The organism is Bacillus sp. ISL-41, assembly GCF_018613235.1.
Classification (GTDB): Bacteria; Bacillota; Bacilli; order Bacillales; family Cytobacillaceae; genus Mesobacillus.
The window spans coordinates 1-17,033 of sequence record NZ_JAGGQP010000039.1; the positions used below are offsets into that span (position 1 = coordinate 1).

Consider the following 17,033-nt stretch of genomic DNA (forward strand, 5'->3'; position numbering starts at 1 on the left):
TAATGGCTGTTCTTTTTTTGTATGCCGATTTATAAATGGTGCGCGAAATAGTGCAGCAACTGAATATATTTGGCCTGACTTCGGACAAGTTTGAAGGTAATGAACGAAAAGTTGTCTGAACTTGATGTAACTTCAGACAGGTTTGAAGAAAAAGATCGAAAAGTTGTCTGAACCTGATTCAACTTCAGGTTTGGATGAAACAATCTAACAGCTGTCTGAACCAGTAGCAGCTTCGGACAAGTTTCCAGGGAAAAACACAAAAAGCTGTCTGAAGTATTCTCCCCTTAATCGCCACATAATAAAGACCCTCTGAATTAATCAGAAGGTCTTTTTATATGTTATTTCTTTTTCTTCCCAAGGGATTGCAATTGATCCATAACCTTTGCGCGTGACTTTTGGTCTTTTAGCAAGTATGCTGTACCTAGAGCAACAGTTGTCATCATTAGTTTTTTTCTGTCCATATTATACCCTCCTCGGTTGTTTCGTTGTCCATGTATTTGAAATTTCCCGATACTAGCATATATAAACATCCTAACTTTTAAAGCCATAGCAATAGGTGCCTCTACCCCTTGCTGTCATTACTTATTCATCAGGTACTGGTAAATTAAGTATGGTCCTTTTCTCAATGTTGATTTTAAAAAGGATTGGATCAATGGATAGTCTTCATTGGGCATCATCTTGATTAACTCACTCCACCATTCTGTTTCATAGCGGGCAATCATTCCAAGATTATATAACAGTAAGTAGTGCAGCAGCAGTTCTGGAAATAGAAATAAGTCCCCTTTATTTAAGGGAAATGCATAATGCTGCTCTTCAAGATTGTATTTTAACGGGAGGGGTTCTTGTATTTCGCTTAGGTTTGCTTTAAATCTGATCTGGCTGGAATCCTCTACAAACGAAACAGGTATAGTTGATTTGGCCTGAAAGAATTCCTTAAAGCGGTTCTCGGTCATATGAAAATGGTCGATTATTGATTTTGGAAGCGAGAAACCTGAATCGCTGGCAGTCACTGCTTCAAAGATTTGTTTACCTCTTAAGCTAGAGTAGATGTCGGATAATTCCGGCATCAGTTCCATCACATCACCCATTGTTGCTTTTTCACCTTCCAGTTGTTTCATGTGGAACATTTTTTCTGCCATAAGAGAGAATAGGCCATTTTTTTGGAATTTGACTTCATCATCTGTGAAGCTGTACTGTTGTTTTTTTCGTTTCCTTGTTGAGACGCCGTGAGCAAGAACGGAAGTGGTTTCAGGGTAATCAGGTTCGACTGTCAGGATGCATGCTTTTATTAGATGGACAAGTCCGTAAAAGAGCAGGATTGGCTGAATGGCCAGCGGAGAATTTTCTGCCTGTTCATAGTAAAGCTTCCCATGTTCGAGATAATACATAAAGGGATAACAGTTTTCGAAGCTTTTCATGTCAGGCTGGTCGATGTTGATTTTACGATAGCATTTTTTTAGATAGGCTTGTGAATACTCTGCTGAAAAGAAGAGTGTGTAACTGTTCCATTCCTTATAAGGCATAGACACATGAAAAACCTCCAAGTTATTTGAAAAATCGGACAAATAATAACCGTCTTGACAGTATTTTAACCAATTGATAACCTACAAATAATATTTTCTTAAAGGGGGTCATTTACTATGTGGGAAAGTAAATTTGCAAAAGAAGGATTAACGTTTGATGATGTGCTGTTAGTGCCGGCTAAATCTGAGGTGCTGCCAAAGGATGTAAGCCTTAAGGTCAGTCTGACTGAGACTTTGAGGTTGAATATACCAATTATCAGTGCTGGCATGGATACTGTAACAGAATCTGAACTGGCCATTTCAATTGCCAGGCAGGGCGGCCTTGGTATCATACATAAAAACATGTCTATAGAACAGCAAGCAGACCAGGTCGATAAAGTAAAGCGTTCTGAAAGTGGAGTCATTACCGATCCATTCTTTTTAACTCCTGAGCATCAAGTATTTGATGCTGAACATTTAATGGGTAAATACCGCATTTCAGGTGTCCCAATTGTTAATAATGAGGAAGATCAAAAGCTTGTTGGAATCATTACAAACCGTGACATGCGTTTTATCCAGGATTACTCTATTAAAATTGAAGAAGTCATGACGAAAAATGATTTGGTGACCGCTTCTGTAGGAACTACCCTTGAAGAAGCAGAGAAGATCCTTCAGCGCCATAAGATTGAAAAACTCCCACTAGTAAATGATGAAGGCGTACTGAAAGGGCTCATTACCATAAAGGATATTGAAAAAGTGATTGAGTTCCCGAACTCTTCGAAGGATTTGCAAGGCCGCTTGCTGTGTGGTGCTGCAGTCGGTGTTACAGCAGATACGATGAAACGCGTCGAGATGCTGGTAAAATCACATGTAGATGTCATTGTTGTTGATACTGCCCACGGCCACTCAAAGGGTGTTATTGAAACGGTAAAGCAAATCCGTGAATGCTACCCGGAACTGAATATTATTGCCGGAAACGTGGCGACAGCAGAAGCGACAAGAGAATTGATCGAAGCGGGTGCCGATATTGTCAAGGTCGGCATCGGACCGGGTTCTATCTGTACGACGAGGGTTGTAGCAGGTGTAGGTGTTCCGCAGATTACCGCCGTATATGATTGTGCGACAGAAGCCCGAAAGCACGGGAAGGCAGTCATAGCAGATGGAGGCATCAAATATTCCGGCGATATCGTTAAGGCTCTTGCTGCCGGAGGGCATGCCGTCATGCTCGGAAGCCTGCTTGCTGGCGTCAGCGAAAGTCCGGGAGAAACTGAAATCTATCAGGGAAGACGTTTCAAGGTATATCGTGGAATGGGCTCTGTTGGAGCGATGGAAAAGGGATCTAAAGACCGTTACTTCCAGGAAGATAATAAGAAGTTCGTTCCTGAAGGTATAGAAGGAAGAATCCCATATAAAGGCCCGCTTACAGATACAATCTATCAACTTGTTGGCGGTATTCGCTCAGGTATGGGATATTGCGGCACAGCTAATCTTATGGAACTAAGGGAGAATGCCCAATTCATCAAGATGACAGGAGCGGGTCTCAGAGAGAGCCATCCGCATGATGTCCAGATCACGAAGGAAGCACCGAACTACTCCATGAGCTAATTTATAAATAAGAATCAGCAGGAACTACGACTTTTTACCTGTATATCATTCGTTTTTTCCTGATTTTACAATAGACAGAGTGACTATTCTCTGTCTATTTTTTTCATTTTTTTTATGGTAAACTATACGGGTGTGATTTTTTGGGATTAACAAAAATGAAAGGTTCATAGATATTTTATAAAAATTTTGGAGGGAAAGTCGTCTTGAATCGTAAACAGAAACAGCTTTCAATGTTCTTTGCAGCATTCATTTTAACGATCACAACTATGTTTTCCGGATTTTCAATGGAGGCTGAAGCAGCAGAGGGACAATTAGGCATCGATGCCGAAGCAGCCATGCTGATTGATGCAGATACGGGAAGAGTTTTATATGAGAAAAATTCAGATGTTGTCCTGGGCGTAGCTTCCATGGCAAAAATGATGACAGAATATATGGTTCTCGAAGCTGTCAAAGAAGGCAAGCTTAAATGGGATCAAAAGGTAAAGATCAATGAGTATGTCCATAAGTTATCTGCTGCCCCTGGCTTATCGAATGTAGGCTTAACCCAGGGTGAAGATTATACGGTACAAGAATTGTATGAAGCAATGGCCATCCACTCTGGAAATGCAGCTACCGTAGCGCTCGCTGAGGTCCTTTCTGGAACAGAAAAGAATCATGTTGAAAAAATGAACAAAAAAGCTGCTGAACTTGGTTTGAAGGATTATAAATTTGTTAACTCCTCAGGGTTGAACAATAGCGATCTTTTAGGACAGCATCCTGCCGGCAGTCCGGAAGAAGAGAATGTCATGTCTGCACGCTCATTGGCGACACTTGCCTTCCGATTATTAAAGGATTATCCGGAAGTGTTGGATACAGCAAGCATGCCTTCCTTGAAGTTCCGTGACGGACGTGAGTATAAGAACTTTAACTGGATGCTTCCAAGCCTGATTTACCAATATGATGGTGTAGACGGTTTAAAAACCGGTTCGACTGATTTTGCAGGCTACGGCTTTACGGCTACTGCGATGAGAAATGACCAAAGATTCATTTCGGTTATCATGAAGGCAGATTCCAAGGACAGCCGTTTTTCTGAAACGCGTAAAATTCTTGACTTCGCTTTCAGTAATTTCACAGAAGAAGAACTTGTGAAAAAGAATCATCAGGTAAAAGGAAAGAAAAACCTTCCGGTAACAAAAGGGAAGGAAGACAGTGTGAAGATCCAGTCTAAAGAGTCCATTACGATGACCATCAGGAATGGCGAAAAGGATCAATATGAACCAGTACTTGTACTGGATAAAAAGAAACTGAATGAAAATGGCGAACTGACTGCTCCTATCAAGAAGGGCGAGCAAGTCGGCTATATGACTGTTAAGTCCAAGAAGGACGAAAACATCAGCTTCTTAACTGAAGAAGGGCAAAAGCAAGTCCAAGTACCAGTTGTTGCTGCTGAGAATGTTGAAAAAGCGAACTGGTTCGTGCTTATGATGCGCGGAATCGGCGGATTCTTTGGAGACCTTTTTGGCGGAGTTGCTGATACTGTAAAAGGTTGGTTTTAATTAATAGTGAAAGGTTTCCTGTCTTGACAGGAAACCTTTTTTGTTGTTTATTTTCAATAGGGGTAGCTGTAATTCCGACCAAAGAAGTCTGGATATCCAGTTATTTGCAAATTGCTTACATAGTAACCCTTTTACAGGGACAAGGGGGAAAAAGAATGAAGACAGGTACTGATCGTGTTAAACGTGGTATGGCAGAGATGCAAAAAGGCGGCGTCATCATGGACGTTGTCAATGCCGAGCAGGCAAAGATTGCCGAAGAGGCCGGTGCAGTTGCGGTGATGGCATTGGAACGTGTCCCTTCGGATATCCGCGCAGCTGGCGGAGTGGCTAGAATGGCTGACCCAAGGATCGTTGAAGAGGTAATGGGTGCTGTCACAATTCCCGTTATGGCAAAAGCACGGATTGGCCATATTGTAGAAGCCCGCGTCCTCGAAGCAATGGGTGTTGACTATATTGATGAGAGTGAAGTTCTGACTCCGGCAGATGAAGAATTCCATCTGAATAAGAGAGATTATACAGTTCCTTTTGTATGCGGATGCCGTGACCTTGGCGAGGCAGCGCGAAGGATCGGCGAAGGAGCTTCGATGCTTCGTACAAAGGGAGAGCCTGGTACGGGCAATATCGTAGAAGCTGTCCGCCATATCCGGAAGGTAAATGCACAGGTGCGCAAAGTAGTCGCAATGGATATGGATGAACTAATGACTGAAGCCAAGCTTCTAGGAGCACCATATGAGCTTCTGCTTGAAATCAAGCAGCTTGGACGTCTGCCAGTCGTGAACTTTGCTGCAGGCGGTGTTGCTACACCGGCAGACGCTGCATTAATGATGCAGCTGGGTGCTGATGGGGTGTTTGTAGGATCTGGTATCTTCAAATCTGATAATCCTGCGAAGTTTGCAAAGGCAATTGTCGAAGCGACTACTCATTATCAGGATTATGAACTGATTGCGAGCATTTCGAAAGGCCTCGGCATCCCGATGAAGGGCATTGAAATTTCATCATTGGCACCAGAAGCCCGTATGCAGGACCGCGGCTGGTAAGGGGATGCCTATGATGAAGATTGGAGTACTTGGCCTTCAGGGGGCTGTACGGGAGCATTTACGGGCAATTGAGGCATCTGGAGCTGAAGGTGTTGTCATTAAGCGCCCTGATCAGCTGGCAGAAGCCGATGGTCTGATCATTCCTGGGGGAGAAAGCACCACAATCCGCCGTTTGATCGATCAATATGGCTTTATGGAAGAGTTGAAGAAATTCGCAGCCGACGGCAAACCAATGTTCGGAACATGTGCTGGCTTGATTTTACTAGCGAGTGATCTGGTTGGTTATAATGCACCACATCTCGGTGTCATGGATGTGAAAGTAGAACGCAACTCATTCGGCCGCCAGCGAGAAAGCTTTGAAGCTGACATCAATATTGCTGGAGTGGCGGATAATTTCTCAGCAGTATTCATCCGGGCACCTCATATTGTGGAAGCTGGAGAAAATGTCGAGGTGCTGGCGAAGCATAATGGCAGAATTGTTGCTGCTCGTGATGGACAGTTCCTCGGCTGTTCTTTTCATCCTGAGTTGACGGATGATTATCGACTCATGAACTACTTTGTGAAAATGGTCGAGGAGACAAAGAGTAAAAATTTTGCATAAACAGCTTGCATGGAGAACATAATTGTAGTAAATTATGAATTAAAATTCGATAGTAAAAAAGCGATGAGAGGGAATAGTAGCTTGTGTCCATTCCAAAGAGAGCCGGTGGTTGGTGAGAACCGGTGTCTGGAGCAAAGGAATCCGCCCTCGAGCAGAGTATGGAACGCCATTAATGGCCAGTAAATACTTTCGGTAAAAACCGTTATTTTATGAGTGGAAAGCATTTTCTTGCTTTTAACTAGGGTGGCAACGCGGGTTAACTCTCGTCCCTTTTTGGGGACGGGAGTTTTTTATTTTATCAAAGGCTTTTTTACTTCAGAGAAAAGGGAGGAAATCGCAGTGTTAGACGTAAAATATTTAAGAGCAAATTTTGAAGAAGTGAAACAAAAACTGCAGCACCGTGGCGAAGACATGACCGACTTCGGCAAGTTCGAGGACCTGGATGTGAGACGCAGGGAATTGATTCTTGACGCTGAACAGTTGAAGAGCAAAAGGAATGAAGTGTCCCAGCAGGTTGCGCAGTTGAAGCGTGAAAAGCAGGACGCAGACCACTTGATTGCTGAGATGCGAGAGGTAGGCGACAAAATCAAGGTTCTTGATGACCAGCTTCGCGAGGTAGAAGAAGAGCTAGAGAACCTGATGCTCAGCATTCCCAATATCCCTCATGAAAGTGTTCCAATCGGAGAAACAGAAGATGATAATGTAGAAGTTCGCAAATGGGGAGAAATCCGTGATTTTGAATTCGAAGCAAAGCCGCACTGGGATGTTGCAGACCACTTGAAAATCCTTGATTTTGAACGCGCTGGAAAAGTGACCGGCAGCCGTTTTGTCTTTTACAAGGGATTGGGAGCCCGCCTTGAGCGCGCGTTGATTAGTTTCATGCTTGACCTTCATGTTGACGAGCATGGCTACAAAGAAGTCCTGCCTCCATACATGGTCAATCGTGCCAGCATGACAGGAACAGGCCAGCTTCCTAAGTTTGAAGAGGATGCATTCCGAATCGAGAGCGAAGATTACTTCCTGATTCCGACTGCAGAGGTACCTGTTACGAATATGCACCGTGATGAAATCATGACTGCGGATGAGCTTCCGATCAATTATGCAGCATACAGCGCATGTTTCCGTTCTGAGGCAGGTTCTGCGGGACGCGATACGCGCGGTTTGATCCGCCAGCACCAGTTTAACAAAGTTGAATTAGTGAAGTTTGTTAAGCCTGAAGATTCTTATGAAGAACTTGAAAAGCTGACTGGACATGCTGAGAAAGTGCTTCAGCTATTAGGTCTTCCTTACCGTGTGCTGAGCATGTGCTCTGCAGACCTCGGATTTACGGCTGCTAAGAAATACGATATCGAAGTCTGGATCCCTAGCTACGGCACCTACAGGGAAATCTCTTCTTGCAGTAACTTCGAAGGATTCCAGGCAAGACGCGCGAATATCAGGTTCCGCCGCGAAGCAAAGGCAAAGCCAGAACATGTGCATACACTGAACGGATCAGGCCTTGCGATCGGCCGTACAGTTGCCGCTATCCTTGAGAACTACCAGCAGGCTGACGGCAGTGTCATCATTCCAGAAGTATTGCGTCCGTACATGGGCAACAGGGAAGTTATTGCTCCGGAATAATGGTCTCTTATAGGAGAATTTGAACTTTCAGATCTTCTTTTTCGGGCAGGATGTACTCTTGCCCGAAAAAAACTTTTAAAGAAGTGTTGACTCGTTTTTAAATACATGATATTATATTTCTTGTCTCGGAGGTATACCCAAGTCTGGCTGAAGGGATCGGTCTTGAAAACCGACAGGCGGGTAACACCGCGCGGGGGTTCGAATCCCTCTACCTCCTCCATTAATTTTTCAATTAAAGCATTAACGCATAAAAACAATTTGGAGATTGTATAGAAAAACCCGTTACTATGTAGCGGGTTTTTTTATTTGTATGTTAATTTTGTGTGAATCAGTCGAACTGTGCTTTTTGAAGTGGTTATAAATGGTAATACTAATAAGCGCCATATAAAGTTTAGAAACCCTGTTGATTGGAGTGGAAGGCGCGTAGACTCCTCGAAAATGCTAACGCATTTCCATCGTGCGTGGGCAGTCTCGAGGAAGTAATTCAATGTCCTGCGGGATCAGCTGGAAAGGTGAGACCCCGCAGACGCCAGCGGCGACGAGGAGGCTCACCGCCAGCCCCAAGGAAGAATTCGCCTTTTGAAAAAGCCGGCAATTGGGCTTTTTCATAATTCTTCAAGCGGAAAGCGAAGCGCCTGGAATGGAAATCAACAGACTTGTTCCTTCTCCAAACAAAAAAACCGCCAATCGGCGGTTTTATTTTTTCAATAATTGAGTTTGCTTGATATGTGTAGCGATTTTCTCAACAATCGGTTCGATTGATTCAGGATTATTGAACAAATCATAATCATTGATGTTCAAACGAAGGACTGGGCATGCATTGAAGTTATTGATCCAGTTTTCATAGCGGCCGTGCATTTCTTCCCAATATGTGATTGGTGTCTGCTGTTCCATTGGACGTCCTCTTAGCTTGATGCGCTCAAGAATATCGTCTAGTGACCCTTCAAGGTAGATCAGCAAATCTGGATGCGGGAAGTACGGAGTCATGACCATTGCTTCGAACAGGCTCTTGTATGTTTCGTAGTCCACAGGGGACATTGTGCCTTTTTCATAATGCATTTTTGCGAAGATGCCTGTATCTTCATAGATGGAACGGTCTTGGATAAAGCCGCCGCCATATTCAAAAATCCTTTTCTGCTCCTTGAAGCGCTCTGCAAGAAAGTAGATTTGCAGGTGGAAACTCCAGCGTTCGAAATCGGCATAGAACTTATCAAGGTAAGGGTTGGTATCTACTTTTTCAAAGGATGTACGGAACCGAAGGGCATCCGCCAGGGCATTCGTCATAGTCGATTTGCCGACTCCAACTGTTCCGGCAATCGTGATGACCGCATTAGCCGGGATGTCATATTTTGTTCTTAGATTCATGGTTGTACGCTCCTTTTTCTTAATGATGCGGTTAGCTGGTCGATGATCAGCTGGAGATCTTCTTCATTTTTAACAAAATCCAGATCATCGCCGCTGAAACGGAGGACTGGGATTTCAGGGTGGTCTTTCTCGAATTGAAGCATTGCTTGTTCATAATCAAGGGATAATTGCTCTAAATATAATGGACTGATGTTTTTTTCGACTTCGCGGCCGCGCATTTTGATCCGCTTCAGCAAGGTATCAAGACTTGCATTCAAGTAAATGATGACATTTGGCTTAGGCATATCTTTCGTCAGGATTTGATAAATATCTAGGTATTTTTTATATTCCTGTTCATTCAATGTGCGCTGGGCGAAAATGAGGTTTTTCATGATATGATAATCAGCTACGACAGACTTGTCTTTGCTGAGGTAATGTTCATTAATATCTCCAAGCTGCTTGTATCGATTGCAGAGGAAAAACATTTCTGTCTGGAAACTCCATTCTTCTATGTTATCGTAGAACTTCCCCAAAAATGGATTTTCGTCGACAATTTCCTTTAAAAGTGCAAATTGAAACCGTTCGGAAATGGCGCGGGCAAGTGACGTTTTCCCGATCCCGATTGGTCCTTCAACCGTTATAAAAGGTGTTCCTTCCACAACATGTCCTCCCTCTCTGTTGTATCTATCTCTTTTTTACATTTCTGTCAGTTAAATCACGCAAAGTCCATTTTATCACACCATAGTATGGTATGGGTATGGAATATTAGGAGGCAATTTTAGCAAAAAAGAAGACAGCCGCAGAAATACTGCGCCTGTCATATATTATCGGAATTTGTAAAATTATTTTAACAGAAAATTTTATCTTTTTACGACATTGAAATTATCCTGGATGAGCAGCCAGTTTTGCGGGAAGGAAAGTCCGAGCTTCCAGTAGCTCATTCCTCTCAAGTTCAATTCTTTGATCAGGTCGAATTTTGCCTGAATGGATCGGGCGTCCTCAAACCAGACTTCATGCTGTTTTCCATCTGACGCTGTATATCGGAAGGTCGGCGCCTGAGACCTTGTATTGTACTGGATTGGTACATTATTATCGGCCGCAATCTGGATCGCCTGCTGAGGACTGACGGCCCTTGCGATTGTCCCCTGGACAAATGGAAGAGTCCAGTCATAACCATAAAGATTCTGGCCCATCATGACTTTTTGCGATGGCATTTCACTAATGGCATACTCCAACACCTGGCGAACTGGACCGATAGGGGAGACTGCCTGTGCAGGTCCGCCGCTGTACCCCCATTCATAGGTCATGATGACAACGAAGTCGACAATTTCTCCATGTGCTTTGTAGTCATGAGCCGTATACCAGGGACCTGTCTGTTCTGCACTCGTTTTTGGGGCGAGAGCAGTCGAGATGAACCAGCCTTCCTGTTTAAAACGGTCCCTTGCTTTGCGCAGGAAGGTGTTATAGGCTTCACGGTCTTCTGGACGCAGGAATTCAAAATCAAAATGGATATCGCGGAATCCGTACTTTTTTGCCGTCGTGACGATATTATTCAGGAATCTGTCCTGGACAGGAATATCATTCAGGATAATCCGCCCTAACTCATCGCTGAACTGGTCGTTTTCCTGGTTGGTGATCACCATCATCAATATATTATTGTTCGCCTCGGCAATTGCCGGAAAATTGTTCAGCAGCGGTTCCTTCAACGACCCATCGCGCAAAGCCTGGAAGCTGAATGGCGCAAGATAGGTCAAATAGGGGGCAGCTTCCCGGGCAGCTGTTTCCAATGCAGGTGCCACTGTGTTCCCGCGTGGTTCTACATATGCATTGAATTCCGCATTTGTTTTCGGCCGCTGTGGAATATATAAGCGGAATCCGACTGACAATGGCTGGTTGACCGAGATACCGTTGATCCTTGCAAGTTCCTGTGCTGTGATACCAAATCTTCTTGAAATCGCCCATAGACTGTCACCTGGCTGGACAAAGTAAAAACTGCCGACGATTGGGATGACCATCGCCTGGCCTACGACTAGATTATTCGGGTTGGGCAGTTCGTTCGCCTCGGTTATATCCGTAACAGAAGACCCGTAAAGTTGAGCGATCTGTGTCAATGTCTGTCCTTGCTGTACCACATGAATTTGCATCTTCTTCCCTCCCTGGCATTTTTAGCGCTACAACCATTGTATGAAGGAAGAAAATGCAGTATGTTATAAATCAAGTTCGATTGATGGCCTTGTTTCGGCGGACAGGACGTTTTTCATCATTGTCAGTGCGTATTGATTATCCTCGTCATCATTGGAGGCAATGAAGTCCTCTGGTATGATCAGGTTGTATTCTCGCATATATGCGTCGTTCGCGGTGAAAAGGACGCAAATGTTGCCTGCAATCCCTGACAGGATCAAGGTATCTACCTTCAATTGCTGAAGAAGGGTGTGAAGCGCCGTTCCATAAAAAGCAGAGTGCTTCGGCTTGATCAAGAAATAGTCCTGATTCTTCTCAGGTGCGATCTTTTTTATGATTTCACCGCTTGTTTCATTTGAGCAGTGATCCATGATTTTTTCAAAATCAGCCTGCCATAGATTATAATGGTCATTAATATAGATAACGGGTATGTCTTTTTCATTGAAAGATTTTTTTAACTTTAAAATGGGATCAATGATTTTTTTAGTGTTTTTTGCAAGGTCTTCCCCTGCGTCAAAGTTAAAATCATTGATCATATCGATGATCAATAGAGCAGTCTTTGCCATGAATAATCCTCTCCTTATCCTTTATATTTTTACCGGCGGGGGATTATTAAACCAATTGGAAATATAAAACACTTTAATGGAGGAAAAGATGGAATATACTCCAGATGAACGATATATGTTAGAAGCAATTGAAGAAGCGAAAAAAGCAGGCCAGATAGATGAAGTGCCAATCGGTGCGGTCATCGTCCTGGATGGGGAAATCATTGCCCGTGCCCATAATCTCCGCGAAACGAAGCAAAGTTCCATTGCCCATGCAGAGGTGCTGGCAATTGACCATGCGTGCCAGAAACTCGGAACGTGGAGGCTGGAGGATGCCACTCTATATGTGACACTGGAGCCATGCCCGATGTGTGCAGGAGCCATCATGCTGTCCCGCGTAAAAAAAGTGGTCTATGGCGCCAAGGATCCGAAGGGCGGCTGTGCCGGCACCTTCATGAATATTCTCCAGGATGAACGCTTCAACCATCAAAGCGAAGTTGTGACAGGTGTCCTGGAAGCAGAATGCGGCACACTGTTATCCGATTTTTTCAGGAATCTGCGGGAAAAGAAAAAGCTGAAAAAGAAACAGGCGAAAGAGGAACTGGAACAACAGACAGGAATTGACAGGGGATAAGCATTGCATTTTGGAACGTGAGTTAGTATACTATGTATGTGTCCTTGAGACACACCTAAATAAGGTTTCAATTTTGCCGTGCTAGTCGGGGAGGTAGCGGTGCCCTGTACCCGCAATCCGCTCTAGCGGGGATGAATCCCTTCCTGAGGCTGATTTACTGTAGGGTCTGCCTTAAGCAAGTGGTGTTGACGCCCGGGTCCTGCGCAATGGGAATCCATGAACCATGTCAGGTCCGGAAGGAAGCAGCATTAAGTGGACGCTCCCATGTGCCGCAGGGTTGCCTGGGCCGAGCTAACTGCTTAAGTAACGCTTATGGTATTCAGTCGACGGAAGGTGCGCGGCAGTTAAATATGATACATTCAACTCATCTCTTTACGGAGATGAGTTTTTTGTCGTTTTGAAAAGCTCTTTTCTCAAACTTGTTGCTATTGACTACGAAATAGGATTGAATGACCTATGTTTCTTCACAAAATAAAAGCATATTATGAGAAAGAGCTTGCACACTTCTTACCGACCTACAAAAAGGCTTTTTATCGCGTTAAAATCGGCTTTAGGATTTTAACAACAATCTTTACGAAAACAGCCTTTTAAAAAGCGTAAAAACTTCCTTTGGTAAAAGTGAAATTGAAAGTTATTTGCGTTATAATAGATAAGATAATAAAAGGAAGGGAGCGGTGTCATTGGCCTACCAAGCTTTATATCGTGTCTGGCGTCCACAGCAATTCATTGATGTGGTCGGACAGGAACATGTCACAACGACACTGCAAAACGCTCTGCTTCAACAAAAAATATCACATGCCTATCTATTTTCCGGCCCCAGGGGGACTGGGAAAACGAGTGCTGCGAAAATTTTGGCAAAAGCGGTTAACTGTGAAAAAGCTCCAACGGCTGAGCCTTGCAATGAATGCGATGCCTGCCGTGGAATAACGGATGGATCAATTCCTGATGTAATCGAAATCGACGCCGCTTCCAATAATGGTGTCGAAGAAATCCGGGATATCCGAGATAAGGTTAAGTATGCGCCGAACGTCGTGAAGTATAAAGTATACATCATTGATGAAGTGCATATGCTTTCCATCGGAGCATTCAACGCCTTGCTGAAAACCCTTGAAGAGCCTCCAAAGCATGTCATCTTTATCCTCGCAACGACTGAGCCCCATAAGATTCCGCTCACAATCATTTCACGATGCCAGCGATTTGATTTTAAGAGGATCACTGCTCAGGCAATCGTTGGCAGGATGAAGCAAATTGTTGAGGAATCTGGAGTGGATTGCGATGAAAAGGCCTTGCAGATCATTTCCAGGGCTGCAGAAGGCGGAATGCGTGATGCCTTAAGTCTGCTTGATCAGGCGATTTCATTCAGCCAGGATCGAGTTACGATTGAAGATGCCCTCACGGTAACAGGTACCGTATCACAGAACTTCCTGAACCAACTGGCCAGGGCGATTCACGAACGCAATGCGGCAGCCGGACTGGAAGCTTTAGAAGAATTGTTATTACAAGGGAAGGACCCAGCAAGGTTCATAGAGGATCTGATTTTCTTTTACCGTGATATGCTCCTGTACAAGGCAGCACCGGCATTGGAGGAATCTATGGAACGAGTGATGCTCGATGATGATTTCCAGGAACTGGCCAATCAGGTCGAGCCAGCACAAATCTATGAATTGATTGAAGTCTTGAATAAAGCACAGCAAGAGATGCGCTGGACAAACCATCCCCGTATCTTCCTTGAGGTGGCAATCGTCAAACTCTGTCAGTTGGAAAACCAAAATCCGTCAAGCAATGTCCAGGTTGAACCTTTGATGAGAAGGATTGAGCAGCTCGAGGAAAAACTGGCACAGTTCCAACAGAATCCTGGAATAGCAGCAAGTGAACCGGCTGCTGCTAAAAAAGCGCCTCGTCCAAACCGCAAGGGCTTCCAGGCACCTACTGGAAAGATTAACGAAGTACTGAAAAGCGCTACCAAGACAAATCTTCATACCATCAAGGGGCGTTGGGGAGATCTGCTCGAAATGCTTGCTGCGAACCAAATGCGTTCCCAGGCTGCTTTGTTGAATGAAGCAGAACCAGTGGCTGCATCAGATGAAGCAGTAGTGATAAAATTTAAATATGAAATCCACTGTCAGATGGCAATGGAAAACACCAGATTCACTGAAATTGTCAGCGGTGCGATGAATGACTACACCGGCAAAAGGATGCAGGTAATTGGTGTGCCGGAAGACCAGTGGCTTAAAATAAGGGAAAACTTTATCAGCCAGAGAGGCGACGGAGCATCTGAGGGGCAAGCTGCTGCAGCAGAAGACCCGCTGATCGCTGAAGCTAAAAAACTATTTGGCGATGAATTAATACAAATACAAGACTAAATTTTGGAGGTACGTTAACATGAATCGTGGAATGGGTAATATGCAAAATATGATGAAGCAAATGCAGAAGATGCAAAAGAAAATGGAAGAAGCTCAAGTTCAATTAGGAGAAGAAAAAATTGAAGGTTCAGCTGGCGGCGGCATGGTAACTGTTATCGTTACAGGTCATAAAGAAATCGTCGATGTGCAAATCAAGCAGGAAGTTGTCGATCCTGATGATGTTGAAATGCTTCAGGACCTTGTTCTGGCAGCAACGAATGATGCGTTGAAAAAAGCCGAAGAGTTGACAAATAAAACAATGGGCCAATTTACAAAGGGCATGAACCTTCCTGGGGGAATGTTCTAGGAGGAATATAACAGAATGCATTATCCTGAACCAATATCAAAGCTGATCGACAGCTTTATGAAATTGCCAGGTATCGGCCCGAAAACGGCCGCTCGTCTGGCTTTTTTCGTATTAAGCATGAAGGAAGAAACCGTTTTGGATTTCGCTAAGGCATTGGTCAACGCTAAGCGTAACCTGACATACTGCTCTGTCTGCGGCCATATAACCGACCAGGATCCTTGCTATATTTGTGAAGACCAGCGTCGCGACCGCAGTGTGATTTGTGTTGTACAGGATCCTAAGGACGTTATTGCGATGGAAAAAATGAAGGAATTCAATGGACTCTATCATGTGCTTCATGGGGCGATATCTCCTATGGATGGAATCGGACCCGAAGATATCAACATACCAGACCTATTGAAGAGACTCCAGGATGAAACTGTCCAGGAAGTCATACTGGCCACGAACCCGAATATTGAAGGGGAAGCAACGGCCATGTACATCTCAAGGCTGCTTAAGCCGTCAGGGATCAAGATTACCAGGATTGCGCACGGACTGCCGGTCGGAGGAGATCTTGAATATGCGGATGAAGTCACGCTCTCTAAAGCGCTGGAAGGCCGCAGGGAAGTTTAACTCCATATATAAAGAAGAAACTCTACTGGAGGAAAGTCATGTTATTTCGTAAAAAGAAATGGCTTAGAAAAGAATTCGACCATAAACTATTGGCACAGCTGGACAGCATGAAGAGGAACTGGAATAATCAAAAGCTATTGGTTGAAAGAAGCTTCGATCCGTCAGAAGAGTTTATCACTGAAGCAAAAATTGCCGAAGCCAAGTACTTCTTTCTTTTTAAAGAAGCGAAGCACAGGAAAATCACCATCAAGAAGAAGTGATGTTTTTTTCCATATAATAAGGTCTTATTTTGATAACTTGTACATAAAAATGTACAAGACATTGAAGTAAGGGGGAAGAGTATGGATCCTATAGTTGTCATATCGGTCCTTGGCGGATTGATTTTCTTGCTGCTTATAATCGGTGCGCCGACAAAACCGCTCCGTCTCGTCGGCCAGAGTGCTGTGAAGGTCTTGATCGGAGCCATCTTTTTATTTTTTCTTAACGCCTTCGGAACCAGCTTCGGAATTTATGTTCCAATCAATATTGCAACCGCAGCAGTGTCAGGACTGTTAGGAATACCCGGTGTGTTTGCGCTGGTTGCAATTCAGACGTGGATTATATAAAGAAGGAACGCCGCTTTTGAAGCGGCGTTTTATATTTTTTTGCACGCTCTTTCCGTAAGCTTTGCTGCTTTGACACCCTTTTTCGCAAAAATTCGATTCAGAAGCATCTTCGAAAAGAGCTCGAAACCTCTCGGAATTCGGATAACTGTATATGTTTGCAAAGCAACAATTAATGCTAAACCAGTTTTTTAAAAAAAGCTATTGACCAAGCAAGCAGAAGTTGATATTATATTAAACGTTGCTGTTGAACAGCAGTTAATAACTTTTTAAAAAAGTGTTGACGAAACAACGACAGCATGATATATTATTTAAGTCGCCTAATGATGACACAGAAAAATTGCTCTTTGAAAACTAAACAAACAAGCGTCAACAAACAATAAATGATCATGTTTCTTCTATAAGAACATGAGCCAACGTTTTAACTTATGAGCTAACTCATAACTCTTTTTTGGAGAGTTTGATCCTGGCTCAGGACGAACGCTGGCGGCGTGCCTAATACATGC

17 protein-coding genes, 1 tRNA gene, 1 rRNA gene, 1 other RNA gene and 1 other annotated feature are annotated in these 17,033 nt (G+C 43.9%); of the genes, 14 read left to right on the forward strand and 6 right to left on the reverse strand.

Annotated elements, in window-relative coordinates; all coding sequences use genetic code 11:
• Positions 1-338: 338 nt before the first annotated feature.
• Complete coding sequence (locus tag J7I80_RS23565; protein WP_023613358.1) at positions 339-461, reverse strand: hypothetical protein; 123 nt, start codon at positions 459-461, stop codon at positions 339-341.
• 117 nt (positions 462-578) lie between these two features.
• Positions 579-1,523, reverse strand: a complete 945-nt coding sequence (locus J7I80_RS19660; RefSeq protein WP_214740612.1) for a YaaC family protein — start codon at positions 1,521-1,523, stop codon at positions 579-581.
• 117 nt (positions 1,524-1,640) lie between these two features.
• Between J7I80_RS19660 and guaB the strand changes: the two genes are divergently transcribed.
• From guaB to J7I80_RS19690, 6 genes are all read left to right on the forward strand, one after another.
• Positions 1,641-3,107: an IMP dehydrogenase gene (gene guaB / locus J7I80_RS19665; protein WP_214740594.1), complete on the forward strand. Its 1,467-nt coding sequence runs from the start codon at positions 1,641-1,643 to the stop codon at positions 3,105-3,107.
• A gap of 230 nt (positions 3,108-3,337) precedes the next feature.
• The gene (locus J7I80_RS19670; RefSeq protein WP_214740614.1) at positions 3,338-4,642 is read left to right on the forward strand and encodes a serine hydrolase; all 1,305 of its coding nucleotides are present in this window, start codon (positions 3,338-3,340) and stop codon (positions 4,640-4,642) included.
• A 155-nt stretch (positions 4,643-4,797) separates the two neighbouring features.
• Complete coding sequence (pdxS, locus tag J7I80_RS19675; protein WP_214740596.1) at positions 4,798-5,679, forward strand: pyridoxal 5'-phosphate synthase lyase subunit PdxS; 882 nt, start codon at positions 4,798-4,800, stop codon at positions 5,677-5,679.
• Positions 5,680-5,689: 10 nt separating this feature from the next.
• Positions 5,690-6,280: a pyridoxal 5'-phosphate synthase glutaminase subunit PdxT gene (gene pdxT, locus J7I80_RS19680; RefSeq protein ID WP_214740598.1), complete on the forward strand. Its 591-nt coding sequence runs from the start codon at positions 5,690-5,692 to the stop codon at positions 6,278-6,280.
• 54 nt (positions 6,281-6,334) lie between these two features.
• Positions 6,335-6,554: a binding site (T-box leader), on the forward strand.
• Positions 6,555-6,619: 65 nt separating this feature from the next.
• The gene (serS, locus tag J7I80_RS19685; protein ID WP_214740600.1) at positions 6,620-7,900 is read left to right on the forward strand and encodes a serine--tRNA ligase; all 1,281 of its coding nucleotides are present in this window, start codon (positions 6,620-6,622) and stop codon (positions 7,898-7,900) included.
• Between the two features lie 127 nt (positions 7,901-8,027).
• Positions 8,028-8,120: transfer RNA gene (locus J7I80_RS19690), tRNA-Ser, on the forward strand.
• A 476-nt stretch (positions 8,121-8,596) separates the two neighbouring features.
• Here the strand turns inward: J7I80_RS19690 and J7I80_RS19695 are convergent.
• From J7I80_RS19695 to J7I80_RS19710, 4 genes are all read right to left on the reverse strand, one after another.
• Positions 8,597-9,265: a deoxynucleoside kinase gene (locus J7I80_RS19695; protein WP_192473667.1), complete on the reverse strand. Its 669-nt coding sequence runs from the start codon at positions 9,263-9,265 to the stop codon at positions 8,597-8,599.
• Positions 9,262-9,903 carry a deoxynucleoside kinase gene (locus J7I80_RS19700; protein ID WP_192473668.1) on the reverse strand — a complete coding sequence of 214 codons (642 nt, stop codon included), beginning with the start codon at positions 9,901-9,903 and terminating at the stop codon, positions 9,262-9,264. Before J7I80_RS19700 ends, J7I80_RS19695 begins: the two co-directional genes overlap by 4 nt.
• A gap of 201 nt (positions 9,904-10,104) precedes the next feature.
• The gene (locus J7I80_RS19705) at positions 10,105-11,388 is read right to left on the reverse strand and encodes a glycoside hydrolase family 18 protein (RefSeq protein ID WP_214740602.1); all 1,284 of its coding nucleotides are present in this window, start codon (positions 11,386-11,388) and stop codon (positions 10,105-10,107) included.
• A 63-nt stretch (positions 11,389-11,451) separates the two neighbouring features.
• Positions 11,452-11,991, reverse strand: a complete 540-nt coding sequence (locus J7I80_RS19710) for a cysteine hydrolase family protein (RefSeq protein WP_214740604.1) — start codon at positions 11,989-11,991, stop codon at positions 11,452-11,454.
• Between the two features lie 88 nt (positions 11,992-12,079).
• On the opposite strand from J7I80_RS19710, the gene tadA reads away from it, so the two are divergent.
• The 8 genes from tadA to J7I80_RS19750 all read left to right on the forward strand — a co-directional run.
• Positions 12,080-12,604, forward strand: a complete 525-nt coding sequence (tadA, locus tag J7I80_RS19715) for a tRNA adenosine(34) deaminase TadA (RefSeq protein WP_214740606.1) — start codon at positions 12,080-12,082, stop codon at positions 12,602-12,604.
• 76 nt (positions 12,605-12,680) lie between these two features.
• An RNA gene (ffs, locus tag J7I80_RS19720) (signal recognition particle sRNA large type) lies at positions 12,681-12,945 on the forward strand.
• 339 nt (positions 12,946-13,284) lie between these two features.
• The gene (dnaX, locus tag J7I80_RS19725; RefSeq protein WP_214740608.1) at positions 13,285-14,967 is read left to right on the forward strand and encodes a DNA polymerase III subunit gamma/tau; all 1,683 of its coding nucleotides are present in this window, start codon (positions 13,285-13,287) and stop codon (positions 14,965-14,967) included.
• Positions 14,968-14,986: 19 nt separating this feature from the next.
• Positions 14,987-15,313 carry a YbaB/EbfC family nucleoid-associated protein gene (locus tag J7I80_RS19730; RefSeq protein WP_213372913.1) on the forward strand — a complete coding sequence of 109 codons (327 nt, stop codon included), beginning with the start codon at positions 14,987-14,989 and terminating at the stop codon, positions 15,311-15,313.
• A gap of 15 nt (positions 15,314-15,328) precedes the next feature.
• A complete protein-coding gene (gene recR, locus J7I80_RS19735) occupies positions 15,329-15,925 on the forward strand; it encodes a recombination mediator RecR (RefSeq protein WP_192473674.1) in 597 nt (198 codons plus the stop codon).
• A 38-nt stretch (positions 15,926-15,963) separates the two neighbouring features.
• Positions 15,964-16,185, forward strand: a complete 222-nt coding sequence (locus J7I80_RS19740; protein WP_192473675.1) for a YaaL family protein — start codon at positions 15,964-15,966, stop codon at positions 16,183-16,185.
• 81 nt (positions 16,186-16,266) lie between these two features.
• Positions 16,267-16,530: a pro-sigmaK processing inhibitor BofA family protein gene (locus tag J7I80_RS19745; protein WP_214740610.1), complete on the forward strand. Its 264-nt coding sequence runs from the start codon at positions 16,267-16,269 to the stop codon at positions 16,528-16,530.
• 445 nt (positions 16,531-16,975) lie between these two features.
• A 16S ribosomal RNA gene (locus J7I80_RS19750) occupies positions 16,976-17,033 on the forward strand; the annotation flags it as partial.